Source organism: Asanoa iriomotensis, assembly GCF_016862515.1.
GTDB lineage: Bacteria > Actinomycetota > Actinomycetes > Mycobacteriales > Micromonosporaceae > Asanoa > Asanoa iriomotensis.
Genome location: NZ_BONC01000015.1, coordinates 98,211 through 120,594, shown reverse-complemented (window position 1 = coordinate 120,594; position 22,384 = coordinate 98,211). Strand labels below are relative to the sequence as shown.

The window sequence follows — 22,384 nt, the reverse complement described above, 5'->3', positions numbered from 1 at the left end:
CCATGGTCGCACACCGGGGCAGGTGGACGCTGGGCGATCGGGCCGACGACGTGCTGCGGACGCTGCCGGTCGCCGTCCCGCCCGGCACCGCGGCGCTCACGGTGCGGCTGGACTACCCGCGCGGGGCCGGGGTCCTCGACCTCGGCTGCCTCGATGCGGCCGGCTTCCGCGGCTGGTCGGGCGGCGCCCGCGACAGCTTCACCATCACCGCCGGCTGGGCCACACCCGGCTACCTGCCCGGCGAGCTGCGACCCGGCGAGTGGCACGTGCTGCTGCGGCTGCATCGCATCCCGCCCGACGGGCTCGAGTTCGAGGTGACCGCCACCACCAGCGGCACGGCGCCCGCGGAGCCCGAGCCGCCGGCCGCGCCGCCGCGCCCGCACCGGCCGCTCCGCCGCGACCTGCCCGAGGTCGACGGCCGGCGCTGGATCGCGGGCGACCTCCACGCGCACACGGTGCACAGCGACGGGGCGCACACCATCGACGAGCTCGCCGCCCTCGCTGCCGCTCGCGGACTCGACTTCCTCGCCGTCACCGACCACAACACCGTCAGCCACCACCCGTGGCTGCCGGCGGCCTCCGACCGGTACGGCATCACCTTGCTGCCCGGCCAGGAGGTGACCACCGACCGCGGGCACGCCAACGTCTTCGGCCCCGTGAACTGGGTCGACTTCCGGCGGCCGCCCGACGACTGGCTCGCGGCCGCGCACCGGGACGGCGGACTGATGTCGATCAACCACCCGCTCGGCGGAGACTGCGCCTGGCGCCAGCCGCTCGCCGACCGCGCCCGCCTGGTCGAGGTGTGGCACTCCGGCTGGTGGGACCGGACCTGGGGCGCACCGCTGGCGTTCGCGCGCGCCTGGCGGCCCGACGTCATCCCGATCGGCGGCAGCGACTTCCACCGTCCCGGCGCCGACGCGCTGCCCGGCTCCCCCACCACCTGGCTGCTCGCCGACCGCGACGCCGCGCCCGGGAGCGCCGTGCTCGACGCGCTGCGGGCGGGCCGCACCGCGGTCTCCGCCGACCCCGACGGACCGCTGTTGCTGCGGTTGGGCGAGGAGCTGCTGGCGCTCGACGCCGACGGCGCCCTGCTGGCCTACCCGGACGGGCGGCACCGGCTGGTCCGGGGCGACCGCTGCCTGTTGCCGGCCGCCGACGGGCTGCACGTCCTGGAGTCCCACCGCATGGAGGTGATCGCGCTGTGCGGCTGAGCGCACGCACCCGGGTGGCCGGCGCCCCTGTCAACTACGGCATCTACCAGACCGCGACCGCCCCCGTCGGTCCTGACGACCTGCTGGCCGCGCTCGCCGACGACGGCTACACCGGCGTGGACTCGGGCCCGATCGGCTACCTCGGCACGGACGCGACCCTCCCGCACCGCCTGGAACGGGCCGGCATCGCGCTCGCCGGTGGCTGGGTCGACCTGCGCTACGCCGATCCGGCGGGCTTCGCCGAGGACCTCGGCTCGCTCGACGCCGCACTCGACGTGTTCACGGCAGCGCGCGGCGACGACCCGCGGTTCACACCGCGACCGACGCTGGCGTGTCCCGCCAACCCCGCTCGGATGGCCCGGCCGGGCCTCCCGACCGACCCGGCGACAGCGCTGCCCGACGCGGCCTGGCCGGACTTCGCCGCCCGGGTCCAGCAGGCCGCCGACCGATGCCGCGACCGCGGCCTGGAGCCGGTCTTCCACTACCACCTCGGCACCGACGTGGAGTCCGCGGCGGAGGCCGACCGGCTGCTCGCTCTCACCGACCTGTCCATCTGCTTGGACACCGGGCACCTCGCGCTGGCCGGCGGTGACCCGGTGGCCGCCGTGCGCCGGTGGGCCGGACGGATCGGCCAAGTGCATCTGAAGGACGCGGACCTGGCCGCCCACGCCCGGGTCCGAGCGGCCGGCGGCGGCCTGACGGACGTGGTCGCGGCGGGCGGGTTCTGCGCCCTGGGCCGCGGCGACGTCGACCTCTCCGGCGTGCTCGCCGGCCTGGACGACACCGGCTACACCGGCTGGTTGGTGATCGAGCAGGACAGCCCCGCGAACGGCCACGACCTAGATCGGATCCGCGCCGACCAGCACGCCAACCTGCGGTGGCTCGAGAAGGCACTGCGATGAAGCGAATCCGGGTCGCGGTGGCCGGGCTGGGCATCATCGCGCGCACGGTGCACCTGCCGCTGCTGCGCCGCCGCGACGACCTGTTCGAGATCGTGGCGCTGGCCGACATGTCCCCGTCCCGGGTCGCGCAGGTGGGCGAGCGGTACGGCGTCGAGCCGTCCCGCCGCTACACCGACGCGGCCCGGATGGTGACCGACGGCGGCTGCGACGGGCTGCTGCTGGCCACCTCCGGCTCGCACGGCGAGCTGGCCGCGGCGGCGTTGCACGCCGGCCTTCCGGTGCTCTGTGAGAAGCCCCTGGCCTACACGCTCGCCGAGGCCGGCCGACTGGCCGCGTCCAGCACCGGTGCGCTGATGGTCGGTTACATGAAGCAGTACGACCCCGCGGTGGTCGAGGCCGCGCGGCTGCTGGCCGATCTCGGCGGCGCGCAGGCGGTGCACGCGGTCGAGGTGACCGTGCTGCACCCCAGCGGAGACCGGCAGCTGCGCTTCGCCAACCTGCCCGCGGCGCCGGGCGACGTGCCGGCCACGACCGCGGCGCGGCTCGCCGCCGCCGACCGGGCTTTGCTCGACACCGCCGTGGGCACCGACCCGGGCGCCCGCACCCTCTACCAGATCCTGATCAACAGCATCTCGCACGACCTGTCGCTGCTGCGGCTGTTCACCGGCCCGCCGGCGACCGTCGACCACGTGGCCACCTGGCCCCTGCCCGACGGTCCGGCCGAACCGTCGGTCGAGATCAGCGGGCGGTTGCCCGGCGGCGCCCGCTACGGGATCCGCTGGCTCCATCTACCGGACTACCCCGCCTACCGGGAAACGGTCACCGTGCACCACGCGCGCGGCTCGCTGGAGCTGGTGTTCCCGTCGCCCTACCTGCTCAACGCGCCCACCACGCTGACCGTCGTCGACGAGCACGGCGGCGGCGAACGACGGGCCGCGTTCCGCTCGGTGAGCGAGGCGTTCGAGGAGGAACTGGTCGCGTTCCACGCGATGGTCACCGCAGGCGTCGTGCCGCTGACCGGCATCGCCGAGGGTGCGGCCGACATCAGGACCAGCCAGCAGGTGATACGCCGCTACGGTGAGCTGACCGGGGCGGCGATCGGCGGAGAGGCGGAGAGCCGATGACGAGACCGGCCGAGATCATCGTGGTGCCGCACACCCACTGGGACCGGGAGTGGTACGAGCCGTTCCAGCGGTTCCGGCTGCGGTTGGTGGCGCTGCTCGACGACGTGTTCGACCGGATGGAGCGCGACCCGCGGCAGCGGTTCACCCTCGACGGGCAGCTCGCCGCGGTCGACGATTACCTGGAGGTTCGCCCGGAACGGCGGGAGCAGGTGACAGCCCTGGTCCGGGCCGGCCGCCTGGCGGTGGGGCCGTGGCAGATCCTGCTCGACGAGTTCCTGTGCTCCGGCGAGAACATCGTGCGCAACCTGGAACGCGGGTTGCTCCGCAGCGCGGAGCTGGGCGGCGCGATGCCGGTCGGCTACCTGCCCGACATGTTCGGCCACGTCGCCCAGATGCCGCAGATCCTGGCCGGTGCCGGCCTGGCCCACGCCTGCGTGTTCCGCGGCGTCCCGCAGGCCGTGGCCCGCCATGCCTTCGCCTGGCGGGCACCGGACGGCACCACGGTCCGCACCGAGTACCTGCCCGGCGGCTACGGCAACGCCGCTGGTCTGATGGACGAGCCGGCGCAGGTCACCCGCCGGGCCGGCGACCTCGCCGGCATGCTGGCCGGGTGGCGGTTCGACGGCGAGACGACCCCCGCGCTCGCGATGTACGGAACCGACCACGCGGCACCGGCGCCCGACGCTCCCGACCTGCTCGCCGGCGCCGACCTCGCCGACGCGAAGCTGCGGCTCGGCACACTCACCGAATACTTCGCCACACAACCGTCCACTGTCGACGGACTGCCGGTCGTCCACGGCGAACTGCGCTCGCACGCCCGAGCCAACATCCTGCCCGGCGTGATCTCCGTGCGCGGCCATCTGAAGCAGGCCATGAACCGCGCCGAGCGACGCGTCGAACGCTACGCTGAACCGCTCGCAGCCCTGACCCACGACCGGTCATTGCAACGCTTCCTCGATATGGCGTGGACCCGGCTGATCGACGCGAGCTGCCACGACTCGGTGACCGGCTGCGGCTGCGACGAGACCGCCGAGCAGGTCGCGGTGCGAATCGCCGAGGCCGACCAGCTCGGCCGGGCGGTGTGCGACCTCGTCGGCGCGCGACTGGCCACGGCCGTACCCCGGGATGGTTATCTGCTCTTCAACCCGACCCCGGCTCCCCGCACCGCGCTGGCCCGGCTGGACGTGGAGACACCGGCCGACGGCGCGGCGGCCCTGACGGACGGGGCCGGCCGCGTGGTGACCGCCCAGATCCTGGACCGTGCCGCTACGCTGCTCGCCGACGACATGGTGCCGGCGGCCGATCTGCCACTGGTGCTGGCCCGGGTGCACGGGCGGGAACTCTACGGCCAGGAGATCACCGCCTGGTCCGTGTCGCCCGGCGACGCGACCCTCACCTTCCACGTGGCCCGGCACGGCGACGCCGCCTTCGACGTCGCGGACGTCCGCCTAGCGCTCGCCGACGCCGGGGCGACCGGCATGTGGCGCGTACGCATTCTTGCGGCGCCGCGGGCCACCGTGGCGGCCCTGGTCGAGGTGCCGCCGCTCGGTCGCACCGCGGTCCGGCCGGCGGGGTCCAGGACAGCGACGGCGCGCCCGGAACCCACCCCGGTCACGGTCGCCGGCGCGTGCCTCGACAACGGCCTGCTGCGGGTCGAGGTGGCCGAAGACGGCACCCTGACGCTTACCACCCCGGACGGCGTGACCGTCGGCGGGATCGGCCGGGTCGTCGACGGCGGCGACGTGGGCGACAGCTACAACTACGCGCCGCCGGCCGCCGACGAGGTCGTCGACAAGCCGGTGGCCGTCCGCACCGTCGTGCGCCACGACGGCCCGCTGGTCGGCGTCGTGGACGTCGTGCGTGAGTACCGCTGGCCTGTCCACTCCGACGTCGACGCCGGCTCCCGCGCCGTGGACCGCGAGCCGATCACCGTCACCACCCGCGTGGAACTGCGCGGCAGCGAACGCTTCGCCCGCCTGCGCGTCGACTTCGACAACCGCTGCGACGACCACCGGGTCCGCCTCCACCTGCCGCTGCCGTCGCCGGCTCGTAGCTCGTACGCCGAGGGCCAGTTCGCCGTGGTCGAGCGGGGGTTGACGGCGGAGGGCGGCGGCGGCGAGGTCCCCCTGCCGACCTTCCCTGCCAACGGATTCGTCGCCGCTGGTGGACTGGCGGTGCTCCTGACCCAGCCCACCGAGTACGAGCTGACCGACTCCGGGAGCGAACTGGCGGTCACGATGCTGCGCGCGATCGGGATGCTGTCCCGCAACCGGCACGCCCTGCGCGACGAGCCCGCCGGCCCGCAACTGCCGACCCCGGGCGCGCAGTGCCGCGGATTCCGCACGGTCGAGCTCGCGGTACTGCCGCACCAGGGGGCCTGGCACGAAGCCGGGCTGGTGGCGCAGGCCGAGGCGTACCGGCATGATCTGCTGGCCTTTCCGGGCACGGCCGAGACGGCCGCCGCGCTGCCGGCGCCGACCAGCGGGCTTTCCGTCGACGGCGAGGGCGTCGCGCTCACCAGCGTCCGGGACCGGCCCGGCCACATCGAGGTGCGGCTGGTGGCACAGACGCCGGTTGACACCACCGCGGTGCTCGGCGGCGCGACCATCCGCACGGCACGGCGGGCCGACCTGCTCGGCCGGCCCGGCGAAGCGCTGGCCGTCGACCCGGACGGACAGGTCCGGCTGCGGTTGCGGGCCTGGGAGATCGCCACGGTGCAGCTCGACGTTTCCTGCTGAGCGTCTGGATGCCTCAACTGGTGATCCTCACCGGCCCGATCGCGGCCGGCAAGAACACCGTCGCTGACCAGCTCGCCGCGCGCCTGACCAGACGCGGTCGAACCGTCGTTGTCGCGGATGTCGACGACATCGCGGCCATGGTGGCGATGCCCGGCGCCGCCAGGGCCGGACTGTGGTTCGCGGCGCACGAGGCTCATGGCGCCCTCGTCGGCCAGTGGATGCACTCGAGTGTCGACTACGTCGTGGTCGTCGGACCGATCTACACCGCGGAGGAACAGGCAATGCTCACCCGTGCGCTGCCAGATGCCGCTGCAGTGCTATGGGTTGTCATCGACGCGCGCGTATCCGTGACGCTGAAGCGCGCACAGGCTGATCCACGGCGCGGCCTGTCGCGTGACGCGGACTTTCACAGGTCCGCGCATCGACGTTTTCGTGCGGTGTTACCCCAGATCCCCGCCGATCGAGTGTTCGACTCGGAAGTGATGGACGCCGAACAGATCGCCACTGCGATCGAGGCCATGCTCGCTCAGTGACGCCTCCCCGAGGTATCGGCCGGATGAGTACGGAGTTATTTCCCGCGACGCCACGAGCGAGGTCGACCGCTCGCGAAGATGTCGGACGTCCTCGGTACGGAATGTGCTTTATCAGCGCCGGGATACTGCCGATTCGCGGGACGATGTCGAGCCGGTCGCGTCTCATGTGTATCGAGGGATGAGCGTCAGCATGGCTTTGATGACGTGGCAGGTCTGCGGACGTCCGCTGACGACCAACCTCCGCCGAGTCGCCGACGCCCAATACCGAGCAGCACTCGCCGCCTACGACCCGAGCAGCGAAACCGTCCGCCTACGGCAGGCCCTCGAGGAATGCGACACCAAGATCGGACGCTACCGCGAGGCACTCGACGCGGGCGGCGACCCCGTCCTCATCGTCGGCTGGATCAAAGAAACCAGCGCGATCAAGACCAGCGCACAAGCACGGCTCGCAGCCACCTACGCGCCGCCGCAGCGAATGAACGAAGATCAGCTCGACGCCATCGCCGACGCCTTCCGGAACCTGCTCGGCCTGCTCCGCGGCGCAGACCCACGCGACAAGGCCGAGCTGTACTCCCGGATCGGCCTGCGGATGACCTACCAACCAGGCCCAGAAACGATGATCGCCGAGGTGATATCCCCGGCGATCGATGGTGTCTTTGATATGTGTCCGAGGGGGGACTTGAACCCCCACGCCCTATACGGGCACTAGCACCTCAAGCTAGCGCGTCTGCCATTCCGCCACCCGGACTTGCGTTGCGTGCCCAGTTTACCGGGACGCACGGGCGCTAACTGTACACGACAGGTTGGGGGGTGCGGCTCGGGGGGCAAAACCGGTCGCGTGTCACTGCTGCCACGGCTGACACTACGCCTGTGACGATCTCCAGGATCAACCCCGACGGGCTGCATCACACGCCCGGCTATCACCATGTGACCCTCGTGAGCAGCGGAAAGACCGCCTACCTCGCGGGCCAATGCCCGCTCGACCAAGCTGGCGAGGTCGTCGGCAGCGGGGACGTCCTCGCCCAGGTCGACCAGGTCGTCGAGAACACAAGAAGAGCCCTCGCGAGCGTCGGTGCCACCCCTGAGGGCGTGGTACGAACCGTCATATACGTGACCGACGACGCGGACCGGACGCTCGGTGACGTCTGGCGGCGCCTGCTCGAGTCACCCCTCGCCCCGGCCTTCACCACCGCCAGCACCCTCGTCGGTGTCTCGCGGCTGGGCTTCCCCGGCCAGCTGATCGAACTCGACGTCACCGCCGCACTCAGTGACCCCGCCACGTAACCGACAAGCCCTTGCCGACCGGGACCGTCACTGAGCGGCACCGCGGGTCCGACGAAACCAAAGAGAGGAAGGACGCGACCTCGCCCGGGTGCGAGAGCACGTTGTCTACCGCCAGGACGCCGCCGGGTCGCAGCACCCGCACCGGGTGCGGCCACCACTCCGCATACTCCGTGCGTTCCGCGTCGAGGAACAGCAGGTCGACCGAACCCGACGGCAGCGACGCCAGGTAAGCCCCTCCCTCCAGGAGGCGCAGGTCGACCGACACCCCGGCCCGGCGCAGGTTCGTCCGCAGCCCAGGCCACTCCTGCGTGTCCACCGACACCACCCGGCCGCCGACATCCCGCGCCGCGGTGGCCAGCCAGATCGTCGAGTACCCGTTGGATGTGCCCACCTCGACCACGCGGCGCCCACCCACGACTCGGACCAGTTGGGCGAGCAAACCCGCCGTGTCCGGCTCCAGGTTGCGCCGGCGTAGCAGGCGGTCCGGCTGCGCCGCATCATGGTGTACGCCGTCCGCGTACAGGTCAGCGAGCAACGCGCGCGTCGGCTCGTCCACCGCCTCACCTCACGAAGGGGTCTCCACGGCGACCGGCTCGCCGCCGTTCTGCAACGACCGTACCCCTGCTTCACTCGCCGTGGTGGCCGCGTAACCGTCCCACACTCCCGGACCGGCCGCGCGACCCTCCACACACGAGGAAACCCACGCCTGGACCTCCAGGTCGTACGCCGACGCGAAACGTGAAAGGAAATCGGCCGGCAGCGGGCGCGGCGCGTCGACGAACAGGCTGCCCCGCTCCCCCACCGCCTCGCAGCGGACCTCGTAACCCGTCTGGCTGTTGATGAACACCTCCGTCGTCACGATCCCGCCGCCGGCCATCCGGAACACCGCCACCAGCGGATCCCGCACCCCCGAAGGCGCCGACCGCGACGACAAGCCCGCCAGCACACTCACAGAGGCGATCTCGTCGGCGAACAGCCACCGCGCCACGTCGACCTCGTGCACCAGCGAGTCCCGCACGATCATCTCCGAGCGGAACGACGCCGGCGCCGACACGTTCCGATGGACATTGTGGAGTACCAACAGCCGCCCGATAGAAGACAGAGACGACTGCAGACGGGTGTACGACGGGTCGAAGCGCCGCATGAAACCCACCTGCACCAACCGCCGCCCCAAAGCCCGCTCGGCCGCCACAAGCCGCAACGACGACGCAGCCGACAACGTCAGCGGCTTCTCACACAACACCGGCTTCCCGAATGACAGGCACGCCAGCACCTGCTCTTCGTGGGCCGACCCGGGCGACGCGAGAAGCACCGCGTCCACCCCGGAGTCCGCGATCAACGCCAACGGCGACGCAACGACCCGCACGCCAGCAAACGCGGACGCGACAGCAGCAGCCCTCCCCATGTCTGGATCAGACACCGCTACCAGCGCAGCCCCGGCCACCCGATGCGCCAGCCGCGCAGCGTGGTCGGCACCCATGACCCCGACACCGACCACACCGACCCTCAACACACTCACGACGGCGACGCCGGCGGCACCACCTTCCCGGCATCCACTCCACGCAGCTCGTGGCTGAGCTCCGCCAACTCCTCACCACCAGCCATCTCCGCCGCCAACCGGTCCAGCGTCAACGAGTCGCGGTGCGCGTCCAGCACCACCCGACCCAACTTCAAAATCACGAAATGGTTCCCCACCAGATACGCGTGGTGCGGATTGTGGGTGATGAAGATGACCCCCAAGCCGGCATCCCGAGCCTTGACCACATAACGAAGCACCAACCCGGACTGCTTGACCCCCAACGCGGCCGTCGGCTCGTCAAGGATGATGACCCGCGCCCCGAAGTAGATGGCTCGCGCAATCGCCACACACTGCCGCTGCCCACCCGACAAGCTCGCCACCGGCCGCTCGAGATCCGGGATCACAATGCCCATCTTGGACAGCTCAGCGGCACAGATCCGCTTCATCGACGCGATGTCGAGCATACGAAGAAGGCCCGAACGCAGCTCGTTGCCGAGGAAGAAGTTCCGCCACACCGACATCAGCGGCGCCAGCGCCAGATCCTGGTACACCGTCGCGATCCCGGCCGCCTGCGCGTCCCGCGGCGACCCGAACGACACCGGCGAACCGTCAAGCGACACCTCGCCGGCGGAATGCGGATGCAACCCCGACACGATCTTGATCAATGTGGACTTGCCCGCGCCGTTGTCGCCCAGCACGCAGGTCACCTCGCCCTGCCGCACCGACAACGACACATCCCGCAGCGCGTGCACATTCCCGTAGCTCTTTCCCACGTTCGACAACGAGAGGATCGCAGTCATCGCAGATCGGCCCGCCTCTTCACGTACAGGTTGACGATCGTCGCCAGCAGCAGCATCACGCCCAGGAACGTGCGGAACCAGTCCGGGTTCCAGCCCGCGTAGTTGATGCCCAGTTGGGTCATACCGAAAATCAATGCACCGATCGACGCGCCGACCACCGACCCGTACCCACCGGTCAGCAGGCACCCGCCGATCACCGCGGCGATGATGAAGATGAACTCCTTGCCGACGCCCTCGCCCGACTGCACGGTGTTGAACTGGAACAGCAGGTGCATGCCGGAGAGCCACGCGCAGAACCCGACGGCCATGAACAGCCCGACCTTCGTCGCGCGGACCGGCACGCCGACCGCCCGGGCCGCGCCGGCGTCGCCGCCGACGGCGAAGATCCAGTTGCCGATGCGGGTACGCAGCAGCACGTACGCGGCGATGAGCGTAAGAAGCACCCAGTACAACACCGTAATCTTTAAATTGATCGGACCAATAGTCACTTCAGAACCGAACACCGCGTGCGCACTGGCGAACCCGTCCATGTCGTTGATGCCGGCGCTGGCGACGTTGCCGGTCGCGATCCGGGTCACGCCCAGGTTGACGCCCTGCAGGACGAAGAACGTGCCCAACGTGACCAGGAAGCTCGGCAACCCGGTGCGCAGCAGCAGCCAACCGTTGAACGCGCCGATCGCGACCGCGAGCACCAGCGAGAACAGCACCCCGACCCACACGTTGAGGCCGAAGTTCCACGCCAGCAACGACCCGGACAGGCCCGCCGTGGTCACCGCCACGCCCGCCGACAGGTCGAACTCGCCACCGATCATCAACAGCGCCACGGGTACGGCCATCATCCCGATCGTCGACGCTCCATAGAGGATCGTGCCCACGTTGGCGACGTTGCGGAACGGCTCGGCGACCGCCATGAAGAGCAGGAAGATGACGACCGCCGCCACCAGCGAGCCGACCTCCGGGCGGCTGAGCACCCGGGCCGCGAGCGGCCGGCCGGCGACCCGGTCGTCCCGGGCCGCCAGCTCCTCGACGGTGCTCACCGCTTGCCGTTGTTGGCGTACTGCTCGACCGACGCCACGTTGCCGCTGTCGATGAAGGCCGGGCCGGTCAGCGTCGCCTGCCCGCCACCGATCGTGTTGCCGTTGGTCTTGTAGAGCCAGAGGCTGTCGACGGCGAGATACCCCTGCAGGTACGGCTGCTGGTCGACCGCCCACATCACCTGGCCGCTCTTGATGGCGCCGACCAGCTCCTTGTTGGTGTCGAAAGTGGCGACCTTTGCCTGGCTGCTGGCGTCCTTGATGGACTGCACGGACGCCATCGCGAACGGCGCGCCGAGGGTGAGCACCCGGTCGATCGCCTTGTCCTGCTGCAGCTTCGAGGTGACCGCGGCCTGCACGCCGGGCATGTCCGTACCAGTGACGTAGATCTTCTCGATGTTCGGGAAGCTCTCCTTGGCGCCGTCGCAGCGCGCCTCGAGACCGACGTTGCCCTGCTCGTGGATGACACAGAGGGCCTTCTGCGCCCCGTCGGAGGCGAGTTTCTGCCCGGCCGCCCGACCGGCGATCCGCTCGTCCTGGCCGAAGTAGCCGAGCACGCCCATCCCCTGCCAGGCGTCGATGCCGCCGTTGAGCGCGACGACCGGCACGCCGGCCTGCGCCGCCTTGGTCACGTTGGCCTTCATCGCGTCCGGCTTGGCCAGCGTCACGGCGATGCCGTCGACTTTCTTGTCCACCGCGGACTGCACCAGGTTGGCCTGCCCGGGACCGTCGGGGTCGGCCTGGTACTGGAGGTCCACGTTGTCCTTCTTGGCCGCGTCCTCGGCACCCTTGCGGACCAGGTCCCAGAACGTGTCGCCGGGCGCCGAGTGGGTGATGAACGCGATCGTCATCCGCGGCGTGTCGGCGGTGCCGGCGTTGGTGGACTCCTCTTCGGACTGCTTGCCGCCGCTGGAGCTGCACGCCGCCAGCGCGAGCACGGCCGCGGCTCCCGTCGCCAGCAGGGACATCCGAAATCGGTGCGTCATCTCGTTCTGCCTTTCTCTAACCGCCGGCTCGTCAAAGCGGCGATCTCGGTCGGGTTCACGCGCCCTTGATCTCCACCAGGGCGATGGGCTGGTGTGCCGCCCGGGACAGCTCACAAGCCTCGGCGACCCGGAACGCCGCCAGGGCGTCCCGCACGGTGCACGGCGACGGGCGGGCGCCACGGGCGACGTCGACGAACGCGGCCAGTTCGGCCTCGTAAGCCGGCCGGAAGCGGTCCATGAACGACTGGTGGCGCGGACCCGCGGGCCACGCGTCGACGGGCTCGGCGGAGTCGAGCGCGAGTGAGTGGTCGAGGCCGACGCCCAGCGCGCCCTTCTCGCCGAGCACCTCCAGCCGCACGTCGTGGCCCGCGCCGTTGTAGCGGGTCGCGGAGACGAGCACGATCGTGCCGTCGTCAAGGGTTAGCAGGGCGCCGCCGGTGTCCACGTCGCCGGCCGCGGTGAAGAACGGCGCGCCCTTGTTGGCTCCCGTCGCGTACACCGTGGACACCTCGCAGCCGGTTACGAACCGCACGATGTCGAAGTCGTGCACCGAGCAGTCGCGGAAGATGCCGCCGGAGGTGGCGATGTAGGCCGCCGGCGGCGGGGTCTGGTCGTGGGTGTTGGCGCGGATGGTGTGCACGAAGCCGAGCTCGCCGCATTCGATCGCGGCCCGGACCCGGCGGTAGCCTGCGTCGAAACGGCGTTGGAAACCGATCTGCACGGGTACGCCGCTGCGCTCCACCAGCGCCATCAGCTCGAGCGTCTCGTGCAGGGTGGCGGCGACGGGCTTCTCGCAGAAGGTGGGCAGACCCGCGGCGACGCCGGCCGCGAGCAGAGTGGCGTGCGCGGGCGTGGCGGCCGCGATGACGAGAGCGTCGACGCGGCCGATCAGTGTCGCGGTGTCCTCCGCGACCGGGACGCTCAGCTCGGCGCCGAGTGCGCGGGCGGCGGCCTGGTCGGCATCGGTGATCACGAGGTCGACGGCGTCCAGCGAGGACAGCGTGCGGGCGTGGAAGGAGCCGATCCTTCCCACCCCGACCAGGCCGATCCGCATGCAGCGTAGCGTGCACGCACGTCAATATTACGTCAAGTATTTGTTCCAACATTTTTACGTAACGTCAACCTAGCGCGACACGGTACAGTTCGCGCATGGCGCTCCAGGTGGGCGTGACGATCGACCGGTCGTCGCCCGTGCCCCTCTACCACCAGCTCGCCGAGCAGTTGCGCTCCGCGATCGACGACGGCCGGCTCAAGCCTGGCGACCCGTTCGAGAACGAGATCGCCCTCGCCGAGCGCCTCGACCTGTCCCGGCCGACCGTCCGCCGGGCCATCCAGGAGCTGGTCGGCCAGGGCCTGCTGCTGCGCCGCCGCGGGCTGGGCACCACGGTCGCCAACCGCAAGGTCCACCGGCGGGCCGGGCTGACCAGCCTCTACGAGGACCTGGAACGTGCCGCCGGGTCGCCCAGCACGGTCGTCCTCGGGCACGAAATGGTCCGCGACGAGCGGATCGCGGCCGAGCTCGACCTGCCACCCGACACCGACCTGCTCGCCATCGTCCGGCTGCGCCTCGCCGCCGGTCAGCCGCTGGCGATCCTGCGCAACTGGCTGCCACCCCGCTCGGCCAACCTGTCCGCCGAGGAGCTTTCGGCACAGGGCCTCTACGCCCTGTTGCGGGCCCGGGGCGTCCGGGCGGTGGTCGCGCACCAGGAGATCGGCGCCCGCACCCCGACCGCGTTCGAGCGCCGCCAACTCGGCCTCAAGGCGTCCGAGCCGGTGCTGACGATGACCCGCAGCGCGTTCGACGCGGCCGGTGTCGCGGTCGAATACGGGGACCACTGCTACCGGGCGCGGGACTACACCGTCGACGTCACCATCGACGAACGTTAGGCTGCGGACCGTGAAGCTCGGTTTCCTCGGCCTGGTCTGGCTGGCGTCGGCCGCGATGACCGTCTCGGGGCTCATGCACGCGCTCAGCGCGCCCGGCCGCTGGAGCGGCTTCGTGGTCATGCTCACGGTGACGGCCCTCGCCACCATTTTGCTGGCGGTGTCGATCCGGGGCTCGGTCGTTCGTGTAGGTGAGGAGAGGCCGGCGACGGACCGGCCACCCACCTGAGGGAGACCGACCATGGGCAAGCTCGTTGTGATCGAGAACGTGACACTGGACGGCGTGATGCAGGCACCGGGCGGCGCCGACGAGGACACCCGGGGCGGCTTCACCCACGGGGGTTGGGCCCGCCCCTACATGGACCACGTGATGGCGAAAACGATGGGCGAGGGCATGCGCGCCGAGGGCGCCCTGCTCTTCGGCCGCCGCACCTACGAGCAGTTCCACGGTTTCTGGGCGGGGCAGACCGACGGCAACCCGTACACCGAGGTGCTCAACCGGAGGCAGAAGTACGTGGCCTCGCGTACGCTCTCGGAGCCTTTGCCTTGGCAGAACTCGTCCCTGCTCGGCGGTGACGTCGTTTCGGCCGTGACCGATCTCAAGAGGACGGTCGACCTCGCCGTGCTCGGCAGCGGCGAGCTGGTGCGTTCGCTCGCGGCCGCCGGTTTGATCGACACCTACACGCTGTCGATCCACCCGCTCACGCTCGGCACGGGCATCAAGCTGTTCGGCGAAGGAATGGACACAATGGACCTCATCGAGGCGGTGCCGACGACGACGGGCGTCATCATCGCAACCTACGGCGTACGCGAATGATTGACGAGGCGGCGGCCGCGCTCGGCGCGGCCGGCCGCGTCGTCGTCTTCACCTGCGCGGGCATCTCGGCCGAAAGCGGCGTGCCGACGTTCCGCGACGACCTGACGGGCTTGTGGGCACGTTACGACCCGGAACAACTCGCCACCCCGGAAGCGTTCGACACGGACCCGGACCTGGTCTGGGGCTGGTACGAATGGCGTCGCGCCCGGGTCCGCCAAGCCTCGCCGAACGCGGGGCACGTGGCGGTCGCCGCGATCGAGGCCCGCGTCCCGGGCAGCGTGGTCGTCACACAGAACGTCGACGACCTCCACGAGCGGGCGGGTTCCACGGCGCCGATCCACCTGCACGGCAGCCTGTTCGCACCGCGCTGCGCCGCATCGGCCCACCCGGCGGAGCTTCCGGAGTCGGCGGCTGCTTCCGATGGCGGTCGAATAGAACCTCCACGATGTACGGAGTGCGACGCGCTCGTCCGCCCAGGCGTGGTGTGGTTCGGCGAGCCGCTGCCGGAAGCGGCGTTGAGTGCCGCGGTCGACGCCTGCGGCGACTGCGACGTGCTGCTGACAGTCGGCACGTCCGGCGTGGTCTATCCGGCGGCCGCGCTCCCGCTGATCGCCGCCAGGGCAGGCGCCACGGTGATCCAGATCAACCCGGACCGGACGCCGCTTGACGACGTCTGCACGTTCAACCTGCGCGGCACCGCCGCCCAACTCCTCCCGGCGTTGGTCAGGTCCGCCTTTTGATCCCCCGTCTCGTCACGCCGGGTCGGGAATGCGCTCCGCCCGTTCCCGCACCTCGACCAGGTTGCGGTAAACGCCGACCGGGAGCCGTCGGATCAGGCCGAGCGTCAGCTCGTCGACCTTCCGTACCCGCGCATGGTTGACCAGGTCCTGCCTGTTGGCGGGGAAGCCGGCGTCGCGCAACACCGTCGCGACCGCGTCCCATTGATTCTTCCGCATGAGTGGCTGATACCCGAGTTGAGCGATCGTCAATGACGCCCGCGCAAAAGGGCGCTTGCCACCAATGGCCCGCCAGTGGGCATTCGGCCCGCAGGCCAGGCCGCCTTACTCCGATGTCGCGCGCCAGCGGAATTGCTCGTCCGGCTCCTCCCGGCGATCGAGGACACCTGCTTGCACGAGCACCAACAAGGTTTCATGAAGTCCGTTCCCCAGCGCGTTGTCGGTCCAGAACACGCCCTTCGTCTCCGCGAACGCGCGTCCTTCGAACAGGCCGAGTGCGCGACCGAGCTCGTACTGCGCGCCGTCCCAATCGGTCCACTCGCCAAGGCGTTCAGCGAGCGTCATCGCCGCCACCAGTCGTCGAACGGAGTGGCCGGCACGGTCCGCTTGTGGCGGGTGGCGAGGTAGAGCGCCTCCACCTTCGCCGCCAGGTCCGGGGAGACGTCGAGACCTTCGAGATAGTCGTCGATGTGGGTGTACGTCAGGCCGAGCGCCACCTCGTCGGGCAGCGCCGGGCGGTCGTCTTCGAGGTCGGCGGTCGGGACCTTCTCCCAGGCGCTGGGTGGAGCGCCCAGCTCCTGCAGCAGCGCGGCGCCCTGGCGCTTGGTCAGGCCGGTCAGCGGCGTGAGGTCGACGCCGCCGTCGCCGTACTTGGTGAAGAACCCCGTCACCGCCTCCGCCGCGTGGTCGGTGCCGACGACGAGCAGGTTCAGCTGACCGGCGATCGCGTACTGGATGACCATGCGCTCACGGGCTTTGATGTTGCCCCGCACGAAATCCCGCAGGGGCAGATCCCCCAGACTCCCCGCCACCTCCGCCGCAACGGCGTCCGCGCTGGGCTTGACGTTGACCACGACCGTGCGGTCGGGCTGGATGAACCGCAGCGCGGTCTGCGCGTCGGACTCGTCGGCCTGCACACCGTAGGGCAGGCGCACGGCGACGAAGACCGCGTCGCGCCCGTCGGTCCTCAGCTCCTCGACAGCGAGCTGACACAGCCGACCCGTCAGCGTGCTGTCCTGGCCGCCGCTGACACCCAGGACGAAGCCCTCGGCCGGCGTCGACCGCAGGAAGCCCTTGAGGAAGTCGACCCGCCGCCGGATCTCGACCTTCGGAACGATGACCGCCTTGACACCGAGCTCGTCGAGAATCCGCTGCCGCACGTCCGCCACGCGGTCACTGTAGTGACCAGCGCGGTCAGAGGTCGAAGCCGCCCGACACCTCGATGTTCTGCGCGGTGATCCATCGGCTCTCGTCACCGAGCAGCGACACGATCGCCGCAGCGACGTCCCCGGGCTCGCCGATGCGGCCCAGCGCGGTCTTGGCGGCCAACATCGGGATCACGTCCGGGTACGCGTCGAAGCCGACCACACCGTTGGCGTCGGCGAGCCGGGTGTGTGTCGGGCCGGGAGAGACCGCGTTCACCCGGATCCTGCGGCCGGCCAGCTCCTTGGCCAGCATCCGCGTCCAGACGATCACACCGCCCTTCATGGTCGCGTACGCCGTGTAGCCGGGTTCGGCCGAGCCGGTCGGCACCGCCGAGCTGCTGCTGACGTTCACGATCGCTGCGCCCTCGGCAAGCAACGGCAGAAGCGTTTGAGTCAGGAAGTACGGCCCCTTGAGCAGTACGTTCATGAACCGGTCGAACAGATCTTCGGTCACGTCCTCGAACATGGCCATGCCGCCGAAGCCGGCGTTGTTCACCAGGTAGTCGAAGCGGTCGACCTGCCACGTGTCGCGCAGCGCCGTGGCGACCTGCTCACGGAACGCGGCGAACTCGGTGGTGCGGCCCACGTCGAGCCGGAACGCGACCGCCGTGCCGCCCTCTTTGGCGATCGCGGCCACGGTGTCCTCGGCGCCGGCCGGATTGCCGCTGTAGGTGAGGATCACCCCCACCCCGCGCTGCGCGAGCTGGACAGCCGTCGCCTGCCCGATTCCCGAGCTGCCACCGATGACGATCGCGACTGACATGGTTCAACCCTTCGTTTGGTACGTCGTACGTTGTGTCCCAAATATCGCCGGCCGAAAGGGTCTGACAGTAGAACGATTCTCGTCTGTTCTTGCCCATTCCTTTCAGATTCCGACGGCCATGCGGGCGCTCGGGATCGTTCGATGTCGGCGGCGGCCCGGCGCGACGGCACCACACTGTGGACGGATCGCCCCCTCCCGAGGTGGGCGTGGAAATGACCGAACAGCAGGTGTCGTTGCGTACCAGATCGCGGTCCGGGCGGGCCGCTGCAATGTTTGCGGCTGCCGGACTCGTCGTGGTTAGCGGACGTCGGCCAAGGGAGGAAACGCGATGGGTGCGACCAGACCGGGGAACGCGAAGCGCACGCGCGGACGCGCAGCGGTCGGTGCCGCGGCAGTCGGCGCCCCACCGCCGGACGCCGCACGGCGCCGGAAGCGCCCGGCCATCCCGCGGTGGACGCGCGTCTGCACCGTGCTCGGCGCCATCCTCATGGTCGTCAGCGGCGGCCTGCTGGTCTCGGCTGAGGCGCTGCTCGCCCGCTACGAGGGCGCGGTCGCGACCGAAGACCTCTTCGGCGACGGGCAGGCGGCCAAGGTCAGCGACATCAAGGGCCCGCTCAACATCCTCCTCGTCGGAATCGACCCGCGCGACGACACGACGCTCCCGCTCGCCGACTCCATCATGATCATGCATATTCCGGCCGGGCTCGACCGCGGTTACCTGTTCTCGTTGCCGCGGGACCTGCTGGTCGACATTCCCGCGTTCGAGAAGTCCGGGTACCGCGGTGGTCGCGACAAGCTCAACGCGGCGATGGCGCTGGGCAGCCGCCGGTCGGACACGACACCCGACCGGGCGCAAGGCTTCGAGCTGCTGTCCAAGACGATCTCCGGCCACACCGGCATCGAACGGTTCGACGCGGGCGCGATCATCAACTTCAGCGGCTTCCGCAACATCGTCGACGCGATGGGCGGCGTCACGATGTACATCGACCAGAACGTCAAATCCGAACACATGCGACCCGACGGGAAACACCGGCCCAGCAACAACTGCGGCTGCCCGCACCCCTATATCGGGCCGCGAGTCGAGTACACGGTGGGCACTCATCATCTCGAGGGCTGGCAGGCGCTCGACTACGTCCGGCAACGCTACGGACTGCCCAAGGGCGACTACGACCGGCAACGCCACCAGCAGCAGTTCGTCCGCGCGATGGCCAAGCAGGCCCTGAGCAGGGACGTGATCACCAATCCGCTCACGCTCGACAAGGTGCTGCGGGCGGCGGGCAAGTCACTGGTGTTCAGCGGCCGCGGCCACTCGGTCGCCGACTTCGGCCTCGCGCTGCGCGGCCTGCGCGAGGACACCATCTTGATGATCAAGCTGGAAGGCGGCAGCATCATCGAGAACGGCAGGTACCGCGGTGAAGAGCTCAAGCCCGTCGCAGAGGACTTCTTCGCCTCTGTCCACAACGGAACCGTCGACGCGTTCATCGCCCGCAACCCCCGCCTGGTCAACGCCGCCAAGTAGCACCGCGTGCCTCTCTGGGATCTCGGATCCGGAGGATGGACGGTCTGGCTATCAGTGGCATCACCAGAACGTTCCCGCAGCCGGCGAGGATCAATCCGACGTGGCTGCCCAGAGCGGTTCCGAGGATGCCACCGACAGCGCTGCCCAATGGCATGGACCCGTAGATGACGAAGCGGTAAACGCCTTCCACGCGTGCCAGGTCGCCATAGGCCACGGCGGACTGGCGTAGCGTGGGCGATAGAACGTTGAACCCGCCCAGCGCGACCGAGATGACGAACTCGAAGGCCATCAGATACAACGCCAGTTCCGTGCCGTGAAACGGCAGGATGGCCATCAGAAGCGGAACGGGACCCGCCACGACCATCAGTGCGGCCATGGCCCGCCCGTGACCCAGTCGGCGAGCGATGTGAACGACGATGACGGTTCCGATGAACGCGCCGACGCCGCCCACGGTGAAGATCAGGCCGTACAGCGAAGCCGTCACGCCGTTCTCGGTCACCGCCCAGATCACCAGATTGACCAGAAAAGCCTGGTTGGCCGCGTTGAAGATTCCGATGCTGGCTGTCACGTTACGCAGGGCTGGATTGCCCAGCAGAATGCGAATTCCGGTGGTGAAGCCACGAGGGCGGGCGTCGACGCCTTGACGCGGCTCCGCCCGACGCGCTGCCGCCACGCCGACGGCGCTCGCGACAAAGCTGACAGCGTCGACGATCAGCGCGATGGGCGCTCCGAGCGCGTTCACCAGGAACCCGCCCAGGCCTGGCCCGCCGATCGATGTCACGGTGGCCGAACCCTGCATCGCCCGGTTGGCGGCGCCGAGATCACGTTCCGGTACGAGCGAGGGCAGATAGGCGAAGGCGCCGATGTCGAACACGACAGTGGCCGCGCCGATCATGAGAGACACCGCGATGAGCAGCGGCAGGGACAGGGCGTCGAGCATGTACGCGACGGGGATGGTGGCCAGCGCGATCGCACGGAACAGGTCCGCGGCGATCATTATCCGGCGTTTCGGGCGGCCAGCGAGCCAGTTCCCTACGAACAGGGGAAGAAGCAGGTAGGGCAGTGACATCGCCGTCGTCACGGTGCTCACGCCGCTGGTGCCACCGTGCAAAGTGGTCGCCGTCAGCAACGGCAGCACCGTGAAGGTGGTCGCGGTGCCGATGGCTGACGCGCTCTGCCCCGCCCAGTACCACCGAAAATCGGGGTTCGACCTCAGTAGGCCACTTTCCCGAGATCTTCGGTCCCGCACCCGCGCGCGTAATGTCGAGGCCATCGGCGACAGCTAGTCGCCGACTGTCGTCACGTGTTGCAGCCAGCCGGAGAGCGCTATCGGATCGATGCGATCGCCGTGCTGCCTGGCAACGCGCTGATGCACCGCACGCACCACTTCAGGATGCGCAAGCAGCATCAGGCTCGCTGGACTGGCGGGCGCCTGACGCTCATAGGCGAGAGCGAGACCGCTCCAGGTGAAGTCATCGCCGCCGTCTTCCGAGATCTGACGAAGATATCCGGTCACGGCTTCCTCAAACCTGCCCATGACGAATGCGACGTCGGCGGCGCTCGCGTTGGCATCGACGCTGCCGAGCTCCGCGGGGTTGGCCTGCAGGTGCTCCATCCGTGCCGGGTCTTCGAGGAGGACGTACAGCAGTGCGATCCGGGGGTTGGTGCGGTGGGGCGCCGCGCTTTTGTCGAAGGTGAGGCGCACAGTGCCCGATGGCGCGGGGACTTCGCCGTGCGCTCGCCACGCCTGCGCCAGCCGGTCGATGTCAGCCATCTCCGGCCGCCGCAGCAACCGCCAGCTCACCAGACGGTCCGCCGTGGCGGCGTTGGCCCGGTCCAACGGCCCTGTCGGCACCGACTCGGCCGCCCACTGCTGGAGCTCGGCATCGAGCAGGGCGAGGAAACGACGCCCCATCTCCGTCAACGGACCGTTGGTGCGGGCCAGTGCCGTGGCTTTGATCTCCTGATCGCGCCAGTGCGCGAACTCGACGTGCGCCAACTCGCCCGCATCTGGTCGATGCCGGCGTACCCGCCAGAAGTCGGTCACGCCGAGTTGAGCGTAGATGCCATGAAAGAAGTGCGCCGAACGGTCGCGGGTCGTCCCGCCAAGGCGCGTAGTACCGCGGCTCCTCGTCCGGATCGAACAACCTCTCCATGTCGAGCAACGCGCCCAGTTTGAGGTGCTGGAACTCGTGGATGAGCGTCACCGCCAGCAGGGGCGCACTGTGCTGCCTGGTCGTGGCGATCGCCCCGAACGCGTCCGCGGAAGTGATCGCCGAGCTGCGCCGGTGCGGATACGGCTTCAGCGGGACAATCGCCTGCAGGCCAGCGGTCAGGCCCTCCACGTACTTGGGATAGTCCTCCTCGAGGATCTGCCACGCCTGCGCGAACAGGTCCTCGAACGATGCCGCCTCATCGTCGGACAGGCGAGAAGCCTGGTACACGTGGCTGGAGCAGGGCCGCGACATCAACGTCTCCACGGATGTGCTCGACGCGGTCAGCGGCGCCCTGCGGCTGAGCGCCGCGGAGCGGGCGCATCTTTACGTGCTGGCGGGCCTGCGGCCGCCGTGTGCCGACCTGCACGCCGACCGCGGCGCGGCGGTCACGCCCGAGCTGCGGCAGCTGTTGGACGGGTGGTCGCCGCGTCCGGCGGTCCTGCGCGACCGGCACTGGAACCTGCTCGCCGTCAACGACGCGGCCGAGACCATCTACGGGTACGGACCAGCGGACCACAACTGCCTCGTGACCTTCTTCACCAGCGCCCGCCACCGCGACGCGCACCTGCACTGGGCGGCGGCAGCGCCGGCGGTTGTCGCCGCGTTCCGGGCCGACGTCGCGCACGCACCGGACGATCCGCAGTATCGCCGGCTGATCGACGAGCTGCGCGCGATGAGCCCCGAGTTCGCGGAGCTGTGGGCCCGCCACGATGTGGACGTGCCGCGTCAGATGGTCAAGGCGGTGCGGCACCCCGAGGCCGGCGAGCTGTTCTTCGACACGACGACCCTCGCCGTGGTCGACCATCCGGCCTGGTTCCTCGAGCTGTCCAACCCTCGCCCCGGGACCGGCACGGCGGAGCGGCTGCGTACCCGCTGATCCTGGTGGTGCCAGA

General features: G+C 70.0%; 25 protein-coding genes, 1 tRNA gene and 1 pseudogene. 12 read left to right on the top strand and 15 right to left on the bottom strand.

The annotated features are described in order from the left end of the window. Positions 1 to 2: 2 nt before the first annotated feature. Genes Air01nite_RS13465 through Air01nite_RS13445 form a run of 5 tightly spaced genes read left to right on the top strand, consistent with a single transcriptional unit; the run spans position 3 to position 6,508 of the window. Positions 3 to 1,211 carry a CehA/McbA family metallohydrolase gene (locus tag Air01nite_RS13465; RefSeq protein ID WP_203702445.1) on the top strand — a complete coding sequence of 403 codons (1,209 nt, stop codon included), beginning with the start codon at positions 3 to 5 and terminating at the stop codon, positions 1,209 to 1,211. After that, the gene (locus Air01nite_RS13460; protein ID WP_203702444.1) at positions 1,202 to 2,113 is read left to right on the top strand and encodes a sugar phosphate isomerase/epimerase family protein; all 912 of its coding nucleotides are present in this window, start codon (positions 1,202 to 1,204) and stop codon (positions 2,111 to 2,113) included. The genes Air01nite_RS13465 and Air01nite_RS13460 overlap by 10 nt, the downstream gene beginning before the upstream one ends. Beyond that, positions 2,110 to 3,237, top strand: coding sequence for a Gfo/Idh/MocA family protein (locus Air01nite_RS13455; RefSeq protein WP_203702442.1), 1,128 nt, complete (start codon positions 2,110 to 2,112; stop codon positions 3,235 to 3,237). Before Air01nite_RS13460 ends, Air01nite_RS13455 begins: the two co-directional genes overlap by 4 nt. Continuing rightward, positions 3,234 to 5,975 carry a glycoside hydrolase family 38 N-terminal domain-containing protein gene (locus tag Air01nite_RS13450; RefSeq protein ID WP_203702440.1) on the top strand — a complete coding sequence of 914 codons (2,742 nt, stop codon included), beginning with the start codon at positions 3,234 to 3,236 and terminating at the stop codon, positions 5,973 to 5,975. Before Air01nite_RS13455 ends, Air01nite_RS13450 begins: the two co-directional genes overlap by 4 nt. 8 nt (positions 5,976 to 5,983) lie before the next feature. Further along, positions 5,984 to 6,508: an AAA family ATPase gene (locus Air01nite_RS13445; RefSeq protein WP_203702438.1), complete on the top strand. Its 525-nt coding sequence runs from the start codon at positions 5,984 to 5,986 to the stop codon at positions 6,506 to 6,508. Between the two features lie 310 nt (positions 6,509 to 6,818). Here Air01nite_RS13445 and Air01nite_RS13440 read toward each other — a convergent pair whose 3' ends face one another. Together Air01nite_RS13440 and Air01nite_RS13435 are read right to left on the bottom strand one after the other, a co-directional pair. Further along, positions 6,819 to 7,199, bottom strand: a complete 381-nt coding sequence (locus Air01nite_RS13440; protein WP_203702436.1) for a hypothetical protein — start codon at positions 7,197 to 7,199, stop codon at positions 6,819 to 6,821. Continuing rightward, positions 7,173 to 7,256: transfer RNA gene (locus Air01nite_RS13435), tRNA-Leu, on the bottom strand. Before Air01nite_RS13435 ends, Air01nite_RS13440 begins: the two co-directional genes overlap by 27 nt. 122 nt (positions 7,257 to 7,378) lie before the next feature. On the opposite strand from Air01nite_RS13435, the gene Air01nite_RS13430 reads away from it, so the two are divergent. Then, a complete protein-coding gene (locus Air01nite_RS13430) occupies positions 7,379 to 7,792 on the top strand; it encodes a RidA family protein (RefSeq protein WP_239090691.1) in 414 nt (137 codons plus the stop codon). Here Air01nite_RS13430 and Air01nite_RS13425 read toward each other — a convergent pair. The 6 genes from Air01nite_RS13425 to Air01nite_RS13400 are packed head-to-tail and all read right to left on the bottom strand — an operon-like array spanning position 7,773 to position 13,185. Then, positions 7,773 to 8,348 (bottom strand): O-methyltransferase, encoded by a 576-nt coding sequence (locus tag Air01nite_RS13425; protein ID WP_203702435.1) that lies wholly within the window; start codon positions 8,346 to 8,348, stop codon positions 7,773 to 7,775. The two genes, Air01nite_RS13430 and Air01nite_RS13425, sit on opposite strands and share 20 nt — an antisense overlap. Positions 8,349 to 8,357: 9 nt before the next feature. Beyond that, on the bottom strand, positions 8,358 to 9,290 hold the full coding sequence (locus tag Air01nite_RS13420; RefSeq protein WP_275408199.1) for a Gfo/Idh/MocA family protein: 933 nt from the start codon (positions 9,288 to 9,290) through the stop codon (positions 8,358 to 8,360). Positions 9,291 to 9,307: 17 nt separating this feature from the next. Further along, positions 9,308 to 10,111 carry an ATP-binding cassette domain-containing protein gene (locus tag Air01nite_RS13415; protein ID WP_203702432.1) on the bottom strand — a complete coding sequence of 268 codons (804 nt, stop codon included), beginning with the start codon at positions 10,109 to 10,111 and terminating at the stop codon, positions 9,308 to 9,310. Then, positions 10,108 to 11,148 (bottom strand): ABC transporter permease, encoded by a 1,041-nt coding sequence (locus tag Air01nite_RS13410; RefSeq protein WP_239090690.1) that lies wholly within the window; start codon positions 11,146 to 11,148, stop codon positions 10,108 to 10,110. Before Air01nite_RS13410 ends, Air01nite_RS13415 begins: the two co-directional genes overlap by 4 nt. Then, a complete protein-coding gene (locus Air01nite_RS13405) occupies positions 11,145 to 12,131 on the bottom strand; it encodes a sugar ABC transporter substrate-binding protein (RefSeq protein WP_239090689.1) in 987 nt (328 codons plus the stop codon). Before Air01nite_RS13405 ends, Air01nite_RS13410 begins: the two co-directional genes overlap by 4 nt. 55 nt (positions 12,132 to 12,186) lie before the next feature. After that, positions 12,187 to 13,185, bottom strand: a complete 999-nt coding sequence (locus Air01nite_RS13400; RefSeq protein WP_203702430.1) for a Gfo/Idh/MocA family protein — start codon at positions 13,183 to 13,185, stop codon at positions 12,187 to 12,189. A 95-nt stretch (positions 13,186 to 13,280) separates the two neighbouring features. Here Air01nite_RS13400 and Air01nite_RS13395 point away from each other — a divergent pair, with 95 nt between their 5' ends. Genes Air01nite_RS13395 through Air01nite_RS13380 form a run of 4 tightly spaced genes read left to right on the top strand, consistent with a single transcriptional unit; the run spans position 13,281 to position 15,572 of the window. Next, the gene (locus Air01nite_RS13395) at positions 13,281 to 14,018 is read left to right on the top strand and encodes a GntR family transcriptional regulator (RefSeq protein ID WP_203702428.1); all 738 of its coding nucleotides are present in this window, start codon (positions 13,281 to 13,283) and stop codon (positions 14,016 to 14,018) included. A gap of 10 nt (positions 14,019 to 14,028) precedes the next feature. After that, positions 14,029 to 14,244, top strand: coding sequence for a hypothetical protein (locus tag Air01nite_RS13390; RefSeq protein WP_203702427.1), 216 nt, complete (start codon positions 14,029 to 14,031; stop codon positions 14,242 to 14,244). A gap of 12 nt (positions 14,245 to 14,256) precedes the next feature. Next, a complete protein-coding gene (locus tag Air01nite_RS13385; RefSeq protein WP_203702425.1) occupies positions 14,257 to 14,832 on the top strand; it encodes a dihydrofolate reductase family protein in 576 nt (191 codons plus the stop codon). Next, positions 14,829 to 15,572 (top strand): SIR2 family NAD-dependent protein deacylase, encoded by a 744-nt coding sequence (locus tag Air01nite_RS13380; RefSeq protein ID WP_203702424.1) that lies wholly within the window; start codon positions 14,829 to 14,831, stop codon positions 15,570 to 15,572. The genes Air01nite_RS13385 and Air01nite_RS13380 overlap by 4 nt, the downstream gene beginning before the upstream one ends. A gap of 12 nt (positions 15,573 to 15,584) precedes the next feature. On the opposite strand, the gene Air01nite_RS13375 is transcribed toward Air01nite_RS13380, so the two are convergent. The 4 genes from Air01nite_RS13375 to Air01nite_RS13360 all read right to left on the bottom strand — a co-directional run bounded on the left by Air01nite_RS13375 (position 15,585) and on the right by Air01nite_RS13360 (position 17,756). Beyond that, positions 15,585 to 15,788 (bottom strand): DUF2795 domain-containing protein, encoded by a 204-nt coding sequence (locus Air01nite_RS13375; RefSeq protein WP_203702422.1) that lies wholly within the window; start codon positions 15,786 to 15,788, stop codon positions 15,585 to 15,587. 105 nt (positions 15,789 to 15,893) lie between these two features. Beyond that, on the bottom strand, positions 15,894 to 16,133 hold the full coding sequence (locus tag Air01nite_RS13370; protein WP_203702421.1) for a hypothetical protein: 240 nt from the start codon (positions 16,131 to 16,133) through the stop codon (positions 15,894 to 15,896). Continuing rightward, positions 16,130 to 16,957: an NAD(+) synthase gene (nadE, locus tag Air01nite_RS13365; RefSeq protein WP_203702419.1), complete on the bottom strand. Its 828-nt coding sequence runs from the start codon at positions 16,955 to 16,957 to the stop codon at positions 16,130 to 16,132. Before nadE ends, Air01nite_RS13370 begins: the two co-directional genes overlap by 4 nt. A 25-nt stretch (positions 16,958 to 16,982) precedes the next feature. Next, positions 16,983 to 17,756 carry an SDR family NAD(P)-dependent oxidoreductase gene (locus tag Air01nite_RS13360; RefSeq protein ID WP_203702416.1) on the bottom strand — a complete coding sequence of 258 codons (774 nt, stop codon included), beginning with the start codon at positions 17,754 to 17,756 and terminating at the stop codon, positions 16,983 to 16,985. Between the two features lie 328 nt (positions 17,757 to 18,084). Here Air01nite_RS13360 and Air01nite_RS13355 point away from each other — a divergent pair, with 328 nt between their 5' ends. Beyond that, complete coding sequence (locus Air01nite_RS13355) at positions 18,085 to 19,275, top strand: LCP family protein (protein ID WP_203702415.1); 1,191 nt, start codon at positions 18,085 to 18,087, stop codon at positions 19,273 to 19,275. Here the strand turns inward: Air01nite_RS13355 and Air01nite_RS13350 are convergent. The 3 genes and pseudogenes from Air01nite_RS13350 to Air01nite_RS41895 all read right to left on the bottom strand — a co-directional run. After that, entirely contained in the window at positions 19,259 to 20,548 is a 1,290-nt protein-coding gene (locus Air01nite_RS13350) for an MFS transporter (protein ID WP_203702413.1), read from the bottom strand. The two genes, Air01nite_RS13355 and Air01nite_RS13350, sit on opposite strands and share 17 nt — an antisense overlap. Before the next feature lie 9 nt (positions 20,549 to 20,557). After that, positions 20,558 to 21,340, bottom strand: a complete 783-nt coding sequence (locus Air01nite_RS13345) for a hypothetical protein (protein ID WP_275408198.1) — start codon at positions 21,338 to 21,340, stop codon at positions 20,558 to 20,560. Positions 21,341 to 21,365: 25 nt separating this feature from the next. Further along, positions 21,366 to 21,743, bottom strand: a pseudogene (locus tag Air01nite_RS41895) (aKG-HExxH-type peptide beta-hydroxylase); the annotation flags it as partial. A 16-nt stretch (positions 21,744 to 21,759) separates the two neighbouring features. On the opposite strand from Air01nite_RS41895, the gene Air01nite_RS13340 reads away from it, so the two are divergent. Next, the gene (locus Air01nite_RS13340) at positions 21,760 to 22,368 is read left to right on the top strand and encodes an MmyB family transcriptional regulator (protein ID WP_239090688.1); all 609 of its coding nucleotides are present in this window, start codon (positions 21,760 to 21,762) and stop codon (positions 22,366 to 22,368) included. The last annotated feature ends 16 nt before the right edge of the window (positions 22,369 to 22,384 follow it).

Bases quoted from the DNA above. Each gene is read 5' to 3' on its own strand.
- Air01nite_RS13405 (WP_239090689.1), bottom strand. From the start codon at position 12,131: ATGACGCACCGATTTCGGATGTCCCTGCTGGCGACGGGAGCCGCGGCC.
- Air01nite_RS13450 (WP_203702440.1), top strand. From the start codon at position 3,234: ATGACGAGACCGGCCGAGATCATCGTGGTGCCGCACACCCACTGGGAC.
- Air01nite_RS13465 (WP_203702445.1), top strand. From the start codon at position 3: ATGGTCGCACACCGGGGCAGGTGGACGCTGGGCGATCGGGCCGACGAC.
- Air01nite_RS13400 (WP_203702430.1), bottom strand. From the start codon at position 13,185: ATGCGGATCGGCCTGGTCGGGGTGGGAAGGATCGGCTCCTTCCACGCC.
- Air01nite_RS13415 (WP_203702432.1), bottom strand. From the start codon at position 10,111: ATGACTGCGATCCTCTCGTTGTCGAACGTGGGAAAGAGCTACGGGAAT.
- Air01nite_RS13360 (WP_203702416.1), bottom strand. From the start codon at position 17,756: ATGTCAGTCGCGATCGTCATCGGTGGCAGCTCGGGAATCGGGCAGGCG.
- Air01nite_RS13355 (WP_203702415.1), top strand. From the start codon at position 18,085: ATGGGTGCGACCAGACCGGGGAACGCGAAGCGCACGCGCGGACGCGCA.
- Air01nite_RS13385 (WP_203702425.1), top strand. From the start codon at position 14,257: ATGGGCAAGCTCGTTGTGATCGAGAACGTGACACTGGACGGCGTGATG.
- Air01nite_RS13395 (WP_203702428.1), top strand. From the start codon at position 13,281: ATGGCGCTCCAGGTGGGCGTGACGATCGACCGGTCGTCGCCCGTGCCC.
- Air01nite_RS13380 (WP_203702424.1), top strand. From the start codon at position 14,829: ATGATTGACGAGGCGGCGGCCGCGCTCGGCGCGGCCGGCCGCGTCGTC.
- Air01nite_RS13350 (WP_203702413.1), bottom strand. From the start codon at position 20,548: ATGGCCTCGACATTACGCGCGCGGGTGCGGGACCGAAGATCTCGGGAA.
- Air01nite_RS13370 (WP_203702421.1), bottom strand. From the start codon at position 16,133: ATGACGCTCGCTGAACGCCTTGGCGAGTGGACCGATTGGGACGGCGCG.
- Air01nite_RS13455 (WP_203702442.1), top strand. From the start codon at position 2,110: ATGAAGCGAATCCGGGTCGCGGTGGCCGGGCTGGGCATCATCGCGCGC.
- Air01nite_RS13445 (WP_203702438.1), top strand. From the start codon at position 5,984: ATGCCTCAACTGGTGATCCTCACCGGCCCGATCGCGGCCGGCAAGAAC.
- Air01nite_RS13375 (WP_203702422.1), bottom strand. From the start codon at position 15,788: ATGCGGAAGAATCAATGGGACGCGGTCGCGACGGTGTTGCGCGACGCC.